Here is a 16,901-nt window from a genome sequence, read left to right on the forward strand (position 1 = left end):
AATTAATTATTCATTTTTGAAAAAGGATCATCGTTACCCTAACCACTCACCTCACCCACATTCTAAGGAGGAACCACCATATGAACACCGCTTACGCATTGAAAAACGTCAATCTGATCCACGGCGACTCAAGCCGCAATCTGCAAAAAAACATGACGATTCTCGTCAATGAACAAGGTCTTATTCAGGACATCGGCCGAGATCATGAACTCAATATCCCAAGTCACTACACAACAATCGACCTCTCAGGAAAATACGTAATGCCAGGACTGATCAACGCCCACGTGCACCTCTTTGCAGATGGTAAACCATTCAGTCTTTCGGTCAGTGAAGGTTTGTTGCAGTTTGCCTATGATCGGATATTGAACACCAAATTTGGTAGAAACGTTTTGAAAAAACGCATGAAACGCAACGCGCTGACCGCACTCCATGCGGGTGTAACAACGATGCGCAGTGTGGGAGAATTCTTTTACACGGACGTCCAGCTGCGGGATGAGATTAACAACGGTGAAGTTGTCGGCCCTAATCTGCTTGTCTCCGGGTTCTTCCTAAGTGTCACGGGCGGACATGGTGCCCCATTCCTCGCTCTGGTAGGCGATTCCCCGTGGGAAGCACGGAAAAATGTACGACTGAATGTGAAACACGGCGTGGATCTGATCAAAATCTGTGTGACGGGTGGCGTGACGGATGCGAAAATGGTTGGCGAAGCTGGACGTTTACAGATGACGGTGGAGGAAGTTGCGGCGATCTGCGATGAAGCGCATAAGATTGGCCTGCGGGTGGCAGCGCATGTGGAAAGCACGGAAGGCGTAAGAGTTGCGTTACAAGGTGGCGTCGATACGATTGAGCACGGTTCGGAGATGGATGACGAAATCATTCGTTTATACAAAAATAATCCCAATGCCCTGAATGGCTACACCGCACTCATCCCCACCCTGCAAGCCGCCTATCCATCCGCTTCACTGGATACCAGCGTAACGAAGGTAAGTGCAACGGTAAAAGAGAATTCCAGACTGGTCTATGATTCCATGCTCAAGGGCGTCAAGCAAGCAATCGAAAACGACATCACCATTGGGATCGGCACCGACGCCGCCATGCCTTACGTGACTCACTATGATATGTGGAGAGAGATGGACCACTACATGAGACAGGCCAACCTGAACAACAAGCAGGTCATTGACATGGTGACTCGAACTAATGCGAAGATCCTCGGTGTTGACGATGTTACAGGGACGGTGGATATCGGGAAACATGCTGATCTGATTGTCATGGAGCAAAATCCGCTGGAACATATTGATGCCTTGTCGGATATCTCTATGGTCATGGTCAAAGGAAATCTAATTCAAACACCATCTGTCACCAAAATCAAAGAAGTCGACGATGTTCTAAACTCAGTTTGGTGAATTCAGGAGTGAAATCACGCTTGGTATATTGGTCAATTGCTTTTCCATTATATGCGGGAGTACCCTTGGGGCCATCTCCAAATGGATACTCACTTCAATTAAATAAGCTTTGTCATTTGATTCAACTACCTGAGGCATTGTCTGAGGAGGCGGAAGTTTTTCCACGGGTACTTCATCTATAAATAAAGCAAGTGCTTCTTTGGCCATCATCAATGCCTCTTCTATGGAATCCCCCCAGGTAAGGCAACCCGGCAGATCGGGGAACGAAACATTAATTCCGTCGTCAGCAAAATTAAAAATCGCATAGTATTGGTAGGTTCGAATCATATGAGGACATCTCCTTTATTTTGTTTGTGGGACCTGCGCACTTGAACCCCATCCGTATACGTGCAGACGTTCCTTTCATCACTGGATTATTATCATAACGTACAAGTTCAGGTAAAGCACCGCTTTTTCTATCAGTTACCGCTTGGTTCCCCCATCTAAACATACAGCAAAAAGTCTTTCAGATCATATCCGAAAGACTTGTTTTTGACACCTTATTTATTTATATCGCTAATCCCACTCAAGATATAACCCTTGTCTCAATCCACTCTCTCCATCCGCCCGAGTCACTGATCTTCTCGGCACCTTCCGCAACGTAGGCCTCACAGACAAATCCGCTCACACTTCTGCCATCGATTAGCTCGACTTGACCGATGCCAAGCGGGGCGGGGATCGACGCGGTGAAGGCTCCAAACGAGGCGCGCGGCATATCCCACAGCTCGACTTCAATGGATGTGCCGCCTGTTACTGTGCGCACAAGACCAGGCTTGGCTGGCGTGGTGGGCAGTGCATACATCTCATACACAGGCGCCGTCAGCGACTCTTCCCGGAATACGGCACCGAGTCCAGTCATCTGGGGTTCCAGTGGCATTCCGCGCAGGTGAAGTCCGCACACGGCAACCGTAATGACATCTTCCTGCTGAAGCAGAAGTTCAGATGCCACGATGATATTCGCTTCTTCTTCCGGCCGGGCAAACAGCGTTATACCAAAAGGAAGCCCTTCCTCTGCCCAGCCTGCGGGAATCGCCACGGCACTCAGATCAAGCAGATTGCAATGGTTGGTGTACAGTCCCATCTTGCTGTTCGTTTCGATCGGATTCGCAATCACCTGCTCGCGGGTCCAGGTTCCCCCGCATGTCGGCAGAATCAGCACGGCATCCTCCAGCAAAGTCGCCGTGTGCCGCCGAATCTCTGCCAATCGATGCTGAGCCTTGAACAAGGCTGAAGCGGTAAAGGCTTCTTTTTTCCCAGACTCCAGTACCGTCTTCGTAACCGGAAAGACCGCTTCCCCATGTGCCTCCACATATTCATCCAGATCAGACCAGCGCTCCGCAACCAAAGGACCTTCGTACAGAAGCGCTGCCGCTTCCTGTAGCATGGCAATATCGATCTCTTTCACAGCTACACCGGATGCTAGAATGGCTTCTTTCTTCCGGTTCCATGCCTCTTCATACGCTATAGCATAAGGGCCATAGAATTCGAGTGCATTGGACGGCAGCAAAAAGGTACGCGGCATCTCCCCTCGACTCAACGGGCGATGCACAGAATACGGATCTTGCACATCCACACCCCGCACCACCTCGTCCACGCACTGTGTATCGGCCAGTTCATGAGCGAATACGGTGACGCAATCGATGCTGCGACAAGCGGGAATAACTCCAGCCGAAGGCCATGCACCCACCGCCGGCTTATATCCAACAAGATTATTCAGCGCTGCTGGCACACGTCCTGATCCGGCGGTATCCGTTCCGAGAGCAAACGCCGCCTGACCAGACGCTACCGCTATGGCCGATCCCGAACTGGAGCCTCCGCTGATCAGCTCGGGACGAAGCGCATTATGTGTATCGCCATACGGACTTCTTGTGCCTACAAGTCCGGTGGCGAACTGATCCAGATTGCATTTCCCCACCGGAATGGCACCTGCAGCAATAAGTCTTTCTACCACGGTCGCATGGCGATCCGGGACATAAGCGTAGTCTGGACAAGCCGCCGTAACCGTCCAAGCGGCTACCTCAATATTGTCTTTGATGGCAAACGGAATGCCCCAAAGCGGGCAATCCTCCGGTTTCATCAGCGCAAGTCGATCCAGGAACGGCTGAATCCGTTCAAGGGTCGGCGGCAGAATCCAGATGTTACGATCCCGGGCATGCTCTGCCCGCTGGATAATAGCCTCGATCACATCCTGTGGGGTGAAGTGGCGATGGCGATAAGCTTTTTGCAAGTTAGGTACGGTGAATTGCCCTGGTACAGATGATTGGTTCATGACGCATTCACCTCTTCTACAGGATATATAGCTGCAATGCAGTCCCCGGCACGAACCTGGTCCCCTGATGAGACATAGATGGAAGCGACAATTCCGTCATAAGGTGCCTTTTGCGGGAACTCCATTTTCATACTTTCTTCTATTATAATGTCTTCGCCTTGGAGTACCTTCTGACCCACTTCCACAAGCACCTTCCATACACTGCCGGACATCGAACTGTTCACTTCCAGACTTCCTTCGGGCAAAGCCTCTTGCTCCGCCGCACTCGCACCTTCCGGTTCGGACACATGTTCTGCGATGCCAAGCTCCTTCCAGTACTCCCGCTCCTGCTGGAATGCAGCCTGCTGTGAATCCCGGAAACGTGCGGAAGGCTCCTGAATCTCTTCCAGCCAGCTGAGATATTCACCCAGATTGAACGTTGTCTCTTCCACGTCAACCACCATCTGCCCGCGCGGGAAGTCCTCTCTCATCTGCAACAGCTCCTCCTTGGATACCGGATAGAACTGAATCTGATCGAAGAAACGCAGCAACCACGGTTTGCCCTGCTGGAAGTTGGTTGTCTCTCTGAATTTGTTCCACATCTGGATCGTACGACCGACAAATTGATATCCACCCGGCCCCTCCATGCCATAAATGCACAGGTACGCGCCGCCAATGCCAACCGCATTCTCCGGTGTCCATGTGCGTGCAGGATTATATTTGGTCGTCACCAGACGATGACGCGGATCAAGCGGTACAGCTACTGGCGCTCCGAGATATACGTCACCCAGTCCCATCACCAGATAGGATGCGTTAAATACCACTTCAGCGACTTCTTCCAGCGAGCCGAATCCGTTCATGCGACGAATGAATTCCAGATTACTGGGGCACCAAGGCGCATCCGGGCGTACATTTTGCTGGTAACGTTCAATCGCCAGTTGGGTGGCCGGATCATCCCAGGACAGCGGCAGCTTCACAATCCGGGATGGCACTTCAATTGAATCCAGCGACGGCAATTGCAGATCCAGTTCCATAATGATCGCTGCGGCTTCCTTCACCGTCATTCGGGTGCTGTCCAGATGAATCTGCAAGGAGCGAATGCCCGGTGTCATCTCGATGAACGGTATCAGTCCACTGTCACGCACCGTTTGCATTAAAACATAGACCTGGAAGCGATACAGAAGATCCAGTTCCCGATCTCCATATTCAATCAGAATATTCTCGTCACCAGAGCAACGAATACCGATCTTGAACCGACGTCCCTGCTCCTCATAAGCGAGAATTGGCATATAGGCGTCAGAAGAAATATCCAACAGTTTCGGCAAAGAAAGACGTTCGCCCCCCTCGATCAATGCATCGAGATAGGTATGCTGTGCATCCCGGAGCTGCTCGGCTTCCTCCACTGTGATCAGCCTAAACTTTATTTTGTCGCCCGGAGACAGCTGTCCGACTTTCCAGAATTCCGCCGACGCCGTTGTCACCGGACATACGAATCCTCCCAGACTCGGTCCATCCGGCCCCAAAAGAATTGGCATATCTCCGGTCAGATCAAGTGCCCCAACCGCATAGGCATTATCATGAATGTTGGATGGATGAAGCCCGGCGTCTCCGCCATCTTCTCTTGCCCACAGCGGCTTAGGGCCAATCAAACGCACGCCTGTACGTGAGCTGTTAAAATGAACTTCCCACTCCGTCTCCGTCAACTGCTCCAAATATTCCTGTAAAAGATATTCCTGCGTGCAGTGAGGCCCCGGAATAACACCAATCATCCAGTTATGGGTTAATTCCGGTTGTTGATGAAGAGAGAGCGGCTGCAAAACAGTTTTCTGTTGCTGGCCTTGCTGCACTTGTTGCTGCATTCCCTCTGGCTTAGACTGCTGCACTTGCTCTTGCTCCTGATTCCGCTGCTGACTTTGCTGTTGCTCCTGCTGCCGCTCTGGATGAACTCGCAATACCGCTCCCGTTCGCAGTGCACTGCCCGTATGCCCGCCGAACTCCCCCAGAGTAAAGGTTGACGCACTGCCCAGCGTCAGCGGCATATCCAGTCCCCCAGAGACAAGCAGGTAACCCCGCATGCCGACCACAGCTTCACCCAGAACTAAAGTAGAACCCTGAGCCGCAAGTGTGGGTGTGTAGAGCGGAATCGGTGTTCCATCCAGCGTTGCAGACATATCCGCACCTGTCAGGCAGAATGTCATTTCATCACGGAAGCGGTACGAGCCTCCGCGCAAAGTCATTTCCAGCCCCGCCGCACCTTCATCATTACCTAGCAGACGATTGCCGATTCGAAACGCAAGCGAATCCATCGGACCCGAAGGCGGTACGCCGATATCCCAATATCCTTTACGGCCCGGATAATCCTGCACCGTAGTCTGAATCCCGCCGTCCAGCACTTCAATGGCATGCTCTGCCGGACTGAATCCAGCGAGCATGTTCGTATATACCAACCCTTCCCGAAAAGGCTCCGTATCCAGAAACGCCTGAATGTAAGTCTGGTTGGTGGTTATGCCATATACTCGCAATGCAGCGAGTGCTTCAATCATGCTCTCAATGGCGGCCTGTCTGGATTCGGCATGCACGATTACCTTGGCCAGCATTGGATCATACAGGGTTGTCACTTGTACACCACTGCGAATCCACGTTTCCACCCGAACATGTTCGGGCCACACGACAGCATCGATCCGGCCATCACTCGGGCGAAAATCATGCAAACAATCCTCCGCATACAGTCGCACCTGCAAACTGTGGCCTTGCGGCTGATGAACCAGAGCCGCCAGATTTTCCATCTCTCCGGCTGCTTCCCGAACCATCCATTCAACCAGATCAATGCCCAGCACCTCTTCCGTTACCCCATGCTCAACCTGTAGCCGGGTGTTTACCTCCAGGAAATAAAACTGTGTTGTCTCCGGGTCATACAGGAATTCGACCGTACCCGCACTGCGATATCCTGCTGTCGCAGCAAGCCTTCTGGCACTTTCATGCATGGCGCTTCGCGTTGCTTCCGGCAGGTTCGGTGCCGGGGTCTCTTCAATAATCTTCTGATTCCGACGTTGTACGGAACAATCCCGTTCACCCAGTGCCACCGCTTCTCCAAAAGAATTACCGAAGACTTGCACCTCGACATGTCTTGCTCTTGCGATATACTTTTCCAGAAACACGCCGCCATCGTTAAAATTCGCAACGGCCAGTCGGGTTACCGAATCGTATGCCTCTTGCAACGCTTGTTCATCCGTGCAGATGCGCATCCCGATCCCGCCGCCACCGGCGGTGCTCTTGAGCATAACGGGATAACCAATCGCAGCAGCCTGTTCCATCGCCACCTCCAGCGATGGCACCAGCCCCGTACCCGGAAGTAACGGCACAGACGCCTGTTCCGCAATGGAACGCGCCGTATGTTTCAGGCCAAACAGTTCAATATGCTCCGAAGTTGGTCCAATAAACGTAATTCCCTGCTCTCCGCACGCTCTCGCAAAGGTCGCATTCTCACTTAGAAATCCGTACCCCGGATGAATTGCATCAGCACCAGCCACCAAGGCCATGTTCAGGATAAGTTCGGCATTCACATAACTCTCCTTCGCCGGGCCATCACCGATCAGGATGGATTCATCTGCCAGTTCAACATGCAGACTATCGCGATCTGCTTGGGTGTAGACGGCCACAGAAGCAATGCCCATCTGATGCAACGTACGAATGATTCTGACGGCAATCGCTCCGCGATTGGCTATGAGCACTTTTTTAAACATGAGAATCGCTCCCTTCTGCTTCCCAGATCAGCACCTGAGCAGGTGTCGGATTGTATGCATTGCATGGATTGTTAAGCTGTGGACAGTTGCTGATCAACACCGTGACAGGAGCTAGAGCCACCAGTTCTACATACCGCCCTGGTCCCGATACGCCATCTGCAAATGTGAGCTTGCCTTCGGGTGTAACCGGCACATTCATGAAGAAATTGACGTTGGGAGCCAGATCCCGTTTGGAGAACTCCGGGCGACTGGACAGCATCAGCATGAACGTATCCCGGCAGTTATGCATCGGCAGCGCATCATGGGAGTACCGAACGGTATTGCTCTGTGCCGAGCAAGCTCCACCAATCGTATCGTGTCTGCCACAGGTATCCGCGGTAATCTTAAGCAGTTCCCGACCCGACTCCGCAACCAGCACTGATCCGGTCGTCAGATACAGGTTCTGCTGTCCAGTAATCGTTTGAATAGCACTATAGTGATCCCCAGGATCTTCCGTAGCATAAAAGAGTGTATCCACCGCCTGATTCCCTTCCAGATCGACAATGCGGAGTACCTGGCCTGCGGCCAGATCATGAATCCACCCATCCCCTGCCGGGATGATGTGGTCGTAGATCGCTGTGGCGGGTTCCCGTGTGCTCGTGGTCGCTACAAATGTTGATGTGCTCATATTAATTGGCCCCTTTCAGTAATGATTGTGCTTGCCAGGTATTTTCAAATGCTCTCCGACTCTCCTCACAATGAACAAGGCAGCGATCATCTTCCTTCACAGGCTCGGCATCACTGAACGTCAGCTCAATAACTGAATCTGGATAACGCCCTTCCGGGTCCAGCGGATTCGGTGTATTGGATACGACGAGAAGAAGTTCCATTTCCGTGCGAAGCGTTATCGAAGTACCTGCAGTCGGTTGCGATTCGTATCGCATCGTGCCATCCAGCTCACAGACCACTTTGGAAAAAAAGTTAACCGGCGTACAGAGATCACGAGGCGTCAGCCGATGTCGATACATCTCTACCACCAGATTCTCATATCCGCTACGGTACCAGTCATTTCGCTCCTGCTGATAGGTCGTGACTCCATATTTGTGATCCGTACTTCGACGTGTTGTGTATCCCGACAACGTATCATGCCAACCCGTCGTGTCATCGATAATGGATGCAAGGACACGGCCCTGATCACTCATCAACACATGACCGGATGTCAGATATGCGGTGTGTTGCGCTTTGAGTGAATCCGGCATGTTGTAACGTTCGGAAGGATCGGAAGCCTGAAACAGAAGTGTTGTCAGGTTAGCGCGATCCCCCGCTGCTGTCATTCGAATGTTCTTGCCCCGGCTAATGTAACTTGACCACTTGCCACCTGCTTGGATGCGAATTGAAGTCATATCAGTACCTCCTGTGTAGTAGAAAAAAATATAAAAAAGCCCGGGAGAAATACCAAAAATGAATTTGGTACATTCTCCCGGGCTTTTTTCCCGCCGTGTACATGGATGTGAGCCAGATCGGCTACTTCCATGCGTTTTCTCTCGGACCAGGCAACAGTGTGAGCCACCGTTCGGAACCCTAGAAAACATTTTGTATTCGGTTGCTTTTCATGTTAACAATCCTAACACATAACAAAAACAGTGACAACAATAATTTTATTTTAATTATTTTCTTCAATATAGCGATCGGATTCATGTTATATTTCCAGGCGTTTTCACCTCTTTTTACGAAAAAAAAGCTTGTGATTTCCAAAAAATCTTGGTTAAATGTGAGGTGTCATGACAAACACCAATGCAAAAAATCGATACATTCCGAAATCAGGGGGAGATTCTATGTCAGATAAACTAACTTTAAAAAGAGACTTATCGTTGTCTCACGTCGTGACCATGGGTCTGTCCTGGATGTCACCCATGATCTTTTTCACCAGTTTCGGTGTGTTGCATGAAGGTTCCAGAGGCATGCTTCTCGCAGCTTACTTGCTTGCATTTATAGCCATCTTGTTCACCGCGCTCAGTTATGGTCAGATGGCCAAGGCGTTCCCCGTGTCGGGATCAGCGTATACCTATGTAACCAAATCCATGAACCCATTTATCGGCTTCCTTGTCGGGTGGGCCATCCTGTTAGATTATCTCTTCTCCTGTATTATCGCCGTGCTCATGTTCGGTATTAATCTTCACGCACAATTCACCTCGATACCTTCCTTTGTCTGGATTCTGTTATGTACCCTTGTGGTCATGATCATTAATATTATCGGGATCAAAACATCAGCCAATGTCAGCAAAATCTTCGTAATCATGCAGATCCTGTTCATTGCAGGTTTTTGCTCCTTACTTGTATACAGAGCATTTCAGAGCGGGATCACCGCAGGCTGGAATCCGCTTAATACTCAAGATGGTGTCCCCATTTCCACGATTCTTGCCGGAGCTTCGCTAGTATGCTTCTCGTTCCTTGGTTTTGATTCCATTACGACCATGACCGAAGAAACGAAGAACCCAAGGAAAACCATCCCTCGGGCCATCATAATCATCGTTTTATTGGCAGGACTAATGTATTTCGTCACAGCTTTCCTGATTCAGCAGATGTACCCTTCATTCACGTTTAATCATGTCGATTCCGCAGGTTTTGAACTCATGCAATCGATCGGTGGTCCCTTACTTGCCTCGATCTTCACCTTTGTCATTATATTCTCTGTACTATCTCAGGGTATGTCCTCCATGACGACCGTAACACGTCTTATGTTCGTGATGGGAAAAACGTCCTTGTTGCCACGAGCATTCGCATCACTCCATCCTACACTTCGAACTCCAGTGTTCAACATTGTTCTCATGAGTGTCATCTCGTTATCGGCTATGTTTATCAGCCTGGAGACAGCGATCATGTTTGTTAGTTTTGGTGCATTAACCGCATTTCTGTTCGTCAATCTATCCGTTATATTCCACTATATTATTCGTGAAAAACAGCGTTCTCCCCGTGATATGTTCGTACGTTTCCTATGTCCGCTACTCGGTGCCGGATTTGTATTTTATCTTATCACGCTACTCGATGTTTCCTCGTTGATGCTTGGCTCCGGATGGCTCGTAGCTGGACTCATATACTACCTTGTTAAACGTTTGAAGCCCGCAACCATAAGCATATCCAAAGTGGATGAAGCCTTGTAAACAAAGGTGATTTTGTTCAATGGTACTTTGATTGTTCAGTTGTTCGTTTGACATGTTAGTTAGTGAGGGCACACGAGATTTGGCGGTAGTGCTTAACCCACTGACGGATTGTTAGAACACAGCATGTAGAGCCAACAGATAGAGTAATAGAATAGCGCGTAACGGGAGGGATTGCTGTGACGTTGGAACGAATCAAACAAGCTTCCCTGATGTTATTTTCCATCCACGGCTTTGACGGCACTTCGATGCAAACCATTGCACAACAAGTCGGTATACAGAAGCCTTCTATTTACACGTATTTCACAAGTAAAGATGCGTTGTATCTCGAATTACTGCATGATTCACTTACACAGGAGTTGGACTTCGCCCGTCAGTTAACGAAAATTCGTTCTGACGTAGCTTTCAAAGAAGTGCTCTTTCAATTCTTGTCCAGCTTCATTGATCGTTACGAGAGCGAACCGAGTGTTTCTTATATGCTCAAAACATTCCTTTATCCTCCGCAGCACCTGCAAGCTCCAATTCAGGACTTGCGTAATCATTATATCGATGAATTGGAGCAGATTTTGTTCACTGTGTTCAGTAAGGAGCCGGCGGATCAGGAATTCTACATATCCCTTGCTAACTCTGGACAATATCAGGTTGCTGTTCCCTTGCAAAGAACGAAACCTTATCCAGCTGCGGAAAGCTCCTTCGCCTTTTTCATGGTGCATCTGCAAGGGTTGTGGGTTGAGTTGCTACGCAGCGGTGCGGAGCGTGCCTACGTCAGATTGCAGAGAACATGGCCTCTGGTTAGTGCTTCAGTATAATCAGTAGCTCAACATAGAAGAACTCTAGCTAAAAATCATAAGAAAAAAGGCATTCCCTGTCATACGGAAGACAGGGAATGCCCTTTTGGGGTTTGCTCTGTGGCTTTGCTCGATGCCTTTTCTCTATCGCTTTGTTCTGGAATTCGCTTCATTCTAACGAATTGAGGATACGCTAATTCCTTCTTTTTTGTACAATTCCGAATTGTAACGAATCACAGAGACGTTATCTCGACAATTATGGGCCGTTTTTTTTTCTACTTATATACGGTTAATTCTCTTCTTCATATCTTACACATGCAACGCCAACAACAACTTATAGATCATTGCCGCGGCTTCCGCACGGGTCGTCATATTTCCTGCACGAACCGTATTGTCCGTATATCCGTTCACAATTTTGGCTTGAACGGCTGTATTGAGTGCTTCTTGTGCCCAAGCCGGCGTTTGCGTCGCATCAGTGAAGCTTGGTTTTACAGTATCTCCACTCGTTCCCGATTGTGCATCTGCACTTAACTTCAATGCATTCGCCATCATCACAGCCATCTCGGCACGAGTGATCGTCTGATTAGGCTTGAACGTGTTGTCTCCATAGCCCTTCACGATTCCGGCTTGCACAGCTGCGGCAATATCGCTCTTCGCCCAGTCTGGCAGACTGCCTTGGTCTGCGAACGTCGAATCCGACTGCACGGACTTCAAAGCCAATGCCTTACTGATCAACGTAACAAACTCTGCCCGTGTAATCTTCTTGGATGGTTGGAATGTACCATCTGTGTAACCCTGGATAACGTCCATGCCAATCAAACGATCTGCATAGTCGGATGCCCAGTGTCCGTTCAGATCGGACAGATTAGCAGCTGTGTAACTGGACACAACAAAGGTACCCAGATGATTCACATTAGCTGATATTGTTCCTGCTGCATTCGTCTTGCCACCAATGAATACCCAGCTCTGACGGGCTTCATTATAATAGTAAATCGCTGGCTGTGTTCCTTGTGGCAGCTTGGAAGCATCATATTGCAGACTCAATGCTGCCTGATCGTTCAATGTCCGTCCTCCACTGCGAGTAATCTGGACCGCTTGCCCCAGTACATTCAGCGAAGCTGCATTCTGCAATTGGTCCTGGGATACTACGGACAGTTGCAAAGTATCTTTTTCCCCAATGGCTCCAGCCGGAGCGTTGAATTGCACGATATCTTTCAGACCCGTTTGTACTGGCTGATTCGCTTCGACATCTACCTCCACTTCAGTAGTTGAATCTGATCCCGTATCCGGGTTGGTTGGTGTGGTTGGCACGGTAGGCGTTGTTGGCACGCTTGGTGTGCCTCCACCGGAATTCCCTCCAGCGTTGCCTCCATTACCTCCACTTGAACCCCCACTTCCATTGCCCGAACGGGCTTGTACAGTAACCGTACGTGTGACTTCCTGTGCAGCATTGCCGGCAATATCTTTCACGTTATAACGAATGGTGTAGAGCCCCGCCACTTGTGTGTTCACTGTGCCATCAATCTGCACGGAACCACGGATACCTACATTATCGGTAGCCTGTGCCCCAGGCTCGTTATACATATCTCCCACGGTTAATGTCATCTGGCTGCTGCCTTGCAGGGTGATGACGGGAATCTCGCGGTCTATTTTAATGACCAGAGGTAAAGTATACGTTTGTTCCAAATCGTCTGTTGCTCGGAATAAAAGGTTGTGCTCTCCCGGCTCCGTTTCCTCCAGAGGAGTATTCTCCGTATATGGTTCGTACGTCTGCCCTCCATCACGGGATAACTCAATAGTCGCCGAAGTGGCTGGCGCGTAAACTGCGCTGGTTACGCTAACCGTTACGGACTGGTTTGTCCATGTATCCGTATGATACGGCTGGCCGTCAGCGGTGGTCATGTTGTCTTTTAACACCAATACCTGATTATTTGTTCCTTCCACAATGACTGTGAACGTTCTGGTATCCGTTTCGCTGCCACGTTGTACCGTTGCTGTCAATTCCAGTCGCTCATTATTTTCAGGCTGTGTAAGAAGCTTACCCTGTGCATCCATCAATTCCGGGTTGGAGCTGGACCAGCTAATCGTGGCTCCATGTTTTCCTTCAACAGGAAGGGTAAGGTCGGAAGTGACCGCGTTGAGATCACCCAGATCAATCGCTTGAAGCGTATCCGTTACCGCCTGTGCATCACTGTAAGGTGTAGCACTCACGAAGATCGGATTGGAGTAGAACCACAGATCGCGATAGTTCTGATCATTGATCTCGTTGAACCGAGTCTCTGCATCCGCTGTTGTGATCTTCGGATCAAGTTGCGGTTCACCATCTACGGTCTCACCAGCAACATTCATGCCCAGATTTGTACCGCGCAGGCGATAATATTTATCCTGATCTGTAGCTTTGATCTTGTACGTGATGACATTGTAACCTTCCGCATCGGTTGTCCAATCGTTGGACGTGAAGGTTGCCAGCACTTCGGTAGAGTCGTTAGTATCTTTGGAGTATGCGGCTGTGCCCTTCTCGGCCTTGCCCGTCACATCTCCCGCGATGAGATCGACATGATCGACCACCGGTACTTGTCCAGCAGACGTGCCACTGTTGATTGGTTTTTCATAGTTGTTGCTCGTGGTTGGACTCTTGAAACGGATTTTCAGTTCCACTTCGTCACCTTGGGTCACACCCAGGTCACCGCCCATTTCAGCCTGAGTACCCGCGCCGGAAGCCGTGAAGTCCAGTGCGTTGATCAGATCACCGAATACGGAAAATGATTTCCCCGAACGCAGTCCTTCCAGCACGGCTTGCATACCTGTACCATCAACCCACGAATAGGTCTTCGCATATTCGCCCGGAAAATAACCGCTGGAATTCGTGCCAATCGTCTTAAAATGGTAATCCGAATTGCCATAGTTCCAGAAGTGACGCCCTTCTCCCAGCAATGCATCCCACAGACCGCCCACTTTGGCGACCATGTAATCCACACCGCCGTATGTACGGTATTTGTATCCATCATCTGCGGTCGGATTGGCTACGTTGTAGCTCGTGTTATACCCACCGCGATCCGGTTCCATCTGGTTGCCAAGCATACCTTCGATACCAAAAACAACTTGTGGAGCCAGATCGTTGAACTCACGGAAGTCCGCGATGGTATATTTGTATTTGCCCCGTGAAGGGTGATTGATCATTGCATAACTCGTCGTTGGATACTTGGTTGCCAGCCAATTGATAGCAGCCAGTGCATCCTGATGAGTTGTATAGGCACGTCCCCCCGTCAGATCCCAATTCGCTACATCAGCCGCATCGAAAAGATTTGCGTCCCGATTGGTAAAACGATACTCAAATTCGTTTGCAGCTTCCAGCGCTTCGGTCGAATTCGGCTCATCTGTGAGAATCCCTACACCAACGTGTTCATGTGTCGGCATGTCCCATTCGAAACCGGAGAAGATCGTTTTGCCTGCGTATTTGCCTGCTTCCTGAAGGGCCTTGATCTGTGGCACCTGATATTCGTTCATCCCTTTGGACATCGGAATCGATCCGCCTGGAATGTCTACTCCGTTGTGATCCCGCTTGGATAACCGCAAATGATCCGTAAGCGCAATCCAGTCCAGACCATACTTCGTCAGTCCCGCTTCGAGTACATTTTCCAGCGAATTCTGCGCATCATCGGACTCAAACGTATGTACGTGCAAATCTCCCGTTTGCCATGAACCTGTTGTCGAGCTGTTGGTTGGTGTGTTATCTCCTGCATCCGCATAGGTTACCGCAGCAGGAAAAGCTCCCATGACAAGGCCTGTAGCCAGTGGTATAAGCGTAAGCATAGCGAGCATTTTCTTTCCTTTATTGTTGAACAAAATCATCCCACCACCGTTCTGAGTTGTTGTGTCGGGAGTAAATATAAGAAACTTTGAGGACTGGGTCAACGCAATGAAAGCGCCTATTAAAAATTTGACATATTCCTGCATTACTTTACATTTCGTTAACGATTTCTTTTGCTGTGTCTATGAAGATCATGCTCTATCATTCTCCATATTGAGGTGCTGAAATGTACTAGAGAAAGGTTGCAAGAGGGTGGAGAAAAATTCGAATTTTGTTCACCATTCAGGAAAGTTCCACCACAGCTAGTGGAGCATTAGGAAGAGAATTAGCATAACAAGGGTGATGAAGAGGTATATATGAAGGACTTTGTAAATATTTGAGGACGGAGCATCTGCCGAATATAGAAAAAAGAACCCCCGAATGCACAGGCGCAACGCGCCCTTAATCCGCAGGTACTCTGGATTTGACTGGGTTTTGATTTAGCTTTTACATGTTTACTTTTGTGAAGAGGAAGTTAACGGGTTGTGAAATGTGGGGCAAAATTGATCCTACCTAAATTCATGGATAACATCAATTCAAATAAAAATTTCATTCTATGTACTCCTTTTTTACATGGCCACCCAAATAAATTAGGACGACTTTTTTTATATTCTTGCTTCGTAACGCTTAGGTTTTCTCTATTTTTGACATGCCCTCCCCTTAAATCAATTTCTAGTGAAACTGGTAGCTTGCCTACCCCTCCAAAATATTGTAAACCTAAAGCGATGCAGACTGATAATATCAGAAATATAGAATTCCAACAAATGGATGTTGGTATATAAAAAAACTTCCTCGATTTCTAACGCTGCATGCAAGACATGTTTTCCACTACAAAAACAGAAAAAAGCCTTCCAGATAACTATCTGAAAGACTTCACCTCTTGCCGATCTACAATTAACCAAATCGACCACTGATATAGTCCTGCGTACGCGAATCGACGGGCTCGGCGAACATGTCTTGGGTAGCGGAGTATTCCACGACCTCCCCATTCAGGAAAAACACCGTCTGCTGAGAAACCCGAGCTGCTTGCTGCATATTGTGTGTGACCATCACGATGGTATAACGTTCCTTCAACTCATGGGCCAACTCTTCGATCTTGAAGGTTGAGACGGGATCAAGCGAAGCCGTAGCCTCATCCATCAGCAGAATGTCTGGTTCCACTGCCAGTGCACGTGCGATGCAGAGGCGCTGCTGTTGTCCTCCGGATAAACTTAACGCGGAACGCTTCTGGTTATCCTTTACTTCATCCCACAGGACAGCAGAACGCAGGCTCTGTTCCACGATTTCATCCAGCTTCTTTTTGCCATGAATGCCATGTTGTCGTGGGCCGAAGGCCACATTATCGTAGATGGATTTCGGAAAGGGATTCGGCTGCTGAAAAACCATGCCGATCTTCTTGCGAATGGTTTCCACATGCACCTCGCCGCTGTAGATATCCGTCCCACCTACGGCCACTTTCCCTTCGATGCGTGTTCCGGGTATACGGTCATTCATGCGGTTGAGGGTTCGCAGCAGCGTCGATTTGCCACAGCCGGACGGTCCGATAAAAGCGGTAATGGCCCGTTCCGGAATTTCAATGGAGACATCCTTAAGTGCCTGAAACTGACCGTAATATAAATTCAATTTGTTGATCTCAATGATTGGGTGCACAATAGTTCCTCCCGGTGTTGAAATTGATCTGGTTACTGGATCA

General features: G+C 49.3%; 10 protein-coding genes and 1 riboswitch. Of the genes, 3 read left to right on the forward strand and 7 right to left on the reverse strand.

The genetic code is table 11. The features are described 5' to 3' along the window. The first annotated feature begins 80 nt into the window (after positions 1-80). Positions 81-1,403 (forward strand): amidohydrolase family protein, encoded by a 1,323-nt coding sequence (locus RS891_RS24275; RefSeq protein ID WP_315793429.1) that lies wholly within the window; start codon positions 81-83, stop codon positions 1,401-1,403. Here RS891_RS24275 and RS891_RS24280 read toward each other — a convergent pair. The 5 genes from RS891_RS24280 to RS891_RS24300 form a co-directional block, all read right to left on the reverse strand. Next, on the reverse strand, positions 1,392-1,730 hold the full coding sequence (locus RS891_RS24280) for a type II toxin-antitoxin system HicB family antitoxin (RefSeq protein WP_113053561.1): 339 nt from the start codon (positions 1,728-1,730) through the stop codon (positions 1,392-1,394). The two genes, RS891_RS24275 and RS891_RS24280, sit on opposite strands and share 12 nt — an antisense overlap. A 238-nt stretch (positions 1,731-1,968) precedes the next feature. Continuing rightward, the gene (gene atzF, locus RS891_RS24285; protein WP_315793430.1) at positions 1,969-3,711 is read right to left on the reverse strand and encodes an allophanate hydrolase; all 1,743 of its coding nucleotides are present in this window, start codon (positions 3,709-3,711) and stop codon (positions 1,969-1,971) included. Then, complete coding sequence (gene uca, locus RS891_RS24290; RefSeq protein ID WP_315793431.1) at positions 3,708-7,433, reverse strand: urea carboxylase; 3,726 nt, start codon at positions 7,431-7,433, stop codon at positions 3,708-3,710. The genes atzF and uca overlap by 4 nt, the downstream gene beginning before the upstream one ends. Then, entirely contained in the window at positions 7,426-8,100 is a 675-nt protein-coding gene (locus RS891_RS24295) for an urea amidolyase associated protein UAAP2 (protein ID WP_113053558.1), read from the reverse strand. Before RS891_RS24295 ends, uca begins: the two co-directional genes overlap by 8 nt. A 1-nt stretch (position 8,101) precedes the next feature. Continuing rightward, positions 8,102-8,815, reverse strand: coding sequence for an urea amidolyase associated protein UAAP1 (locus RS891_RS24300; protein WP_315793432.1), 714 nt, complete (start codon positions 8,813-8,815; stop codon positions 8,102-8,104). Positions 8,816-8,887: 72 nt separating this feature from the next. Beyond that, a riboswitch (guanidine-I (ykkC/yxkD leader) is annotated at positions 8,888-9,008 on the reverse strand. Positions 9,009-9,247: 239 nt separating this feature from the next. On the opposite strand from RS891_RS24300, the gene RS891_RS24305 reads away from it, so the two are divergent. Both RS891_RS24305 and RS891_RS24310 read left to right on the forward strand, forming a co-directional pair. After that, a complete protein-coding gene (locus RS891_RS24305; protein ID WP_113053556.1) occupies positions 9,248-10,573 on the forward strand; it encodes an APC family permease in 1,326 nt (441 codons plus the stop codon). A gap of 176 nt (positions 10,574-10,749) precedes the next feature. After that, entirely contained in the window at positions 10,750-11,379 is a 630-nt protein-coding gene (locus RS891_RS24310) for a TetR/AcrR family transcriptional regulator (RefSeq protein WP_113053555.1), read from the forward strand. Between the two features lie 288 nt (positions 11,380-11,667). Here the strand turns inward: RS891_RS24310 and RS891_RS24315 are convergent, their stop codons facing one another. Then, positions 11,668-15,204 (reverse strand): S-layer homology domain-containing protein, encoded by a 3,537-nt coding sequence (locus RS891_RS24315; RefSeq protein WP_315793433.1) that lies wholly within the window; start codon positions 15,202-15,204, stop codon positions 11,668-11,670. An 898-nt stretch (positions 15,205-16,102) separates the two neighbouring features. Continuing rightward, entirely contained in the window at positions 16,103-16,858 is a 756-nt protein-coding gene (pstB, locus tag RS891_RS24320; protein ID WP_315793434.1) for a phosphate ABC transporter ATP-binding protein PstB, read from the reverse strand. Positions 16,859-16,901 lie beyond the last annotated feature (43 nt).

The sequence above is a fragment of the Paenibacillus sp. BIC5C1 genome, from assembly GCF_032399705.1.
Taxonomy (GTDB): Bacteria; Bacillota; Bacilli; order Paenibacillales; family Paenibacillaceae; genus Paenibacillus; species Paenibacillus taichungensis_A.

What these genes read in the sequence shown, in the direction of transcription:
- RS891_RS24275 (WP_315793429.1), top strand. Translation starts at nt 81, where the DNA reads ATGAACACCGCTTACGCATTGAAAAACGTCAATCTGATCCACGGCGAC.
- RS891_RS24280 (WP_113053561.1), bottom strand. Translation starts at nt 1,730, where the DNA reads ATGATTCGAACCTACCAATACTATGCGATTTTTAATTTTGCTGACGAC.
- atzF (WP_315793430.1), bottom strand. Translation starts at nt 3,711, where the DNA reads ATGAACCAATCATCTGTACCAGGGCAATTCACCGTACCTAACTTGCAA.
- uca (WP_315793431.1), bottom strand. Translation starts at nt 7,433, where the DNA reads ATGTTTAAAAAAGTGCTCATAGCCAATCGCGGAGCGATTGCCGTCAGA.
- RS891_RS24295 (WP_113053558.1), bottom strand. Translation starts at nt 8,100, where the DNA reads ATGAGCACATCAACATTTGTAGCGACCACGAGCACACGGGAACCCGCC.
- RS891_RS24300 (WP_315793432.1), bottom strand. Translation starts at nt 8,815, where the DNA reads ATGACTTCAATTCGCATCCAAGCAGGTGGCAAGTGGTCAAGTTACATT.
- RS891_RS24305 (WP_113053556.1), top strand. Translation starts at nt 9,248, where the DNA reads ATGTCAGATAAACTAACTTTAAAAAGAGACTTATCGTTGTCTCACGTC.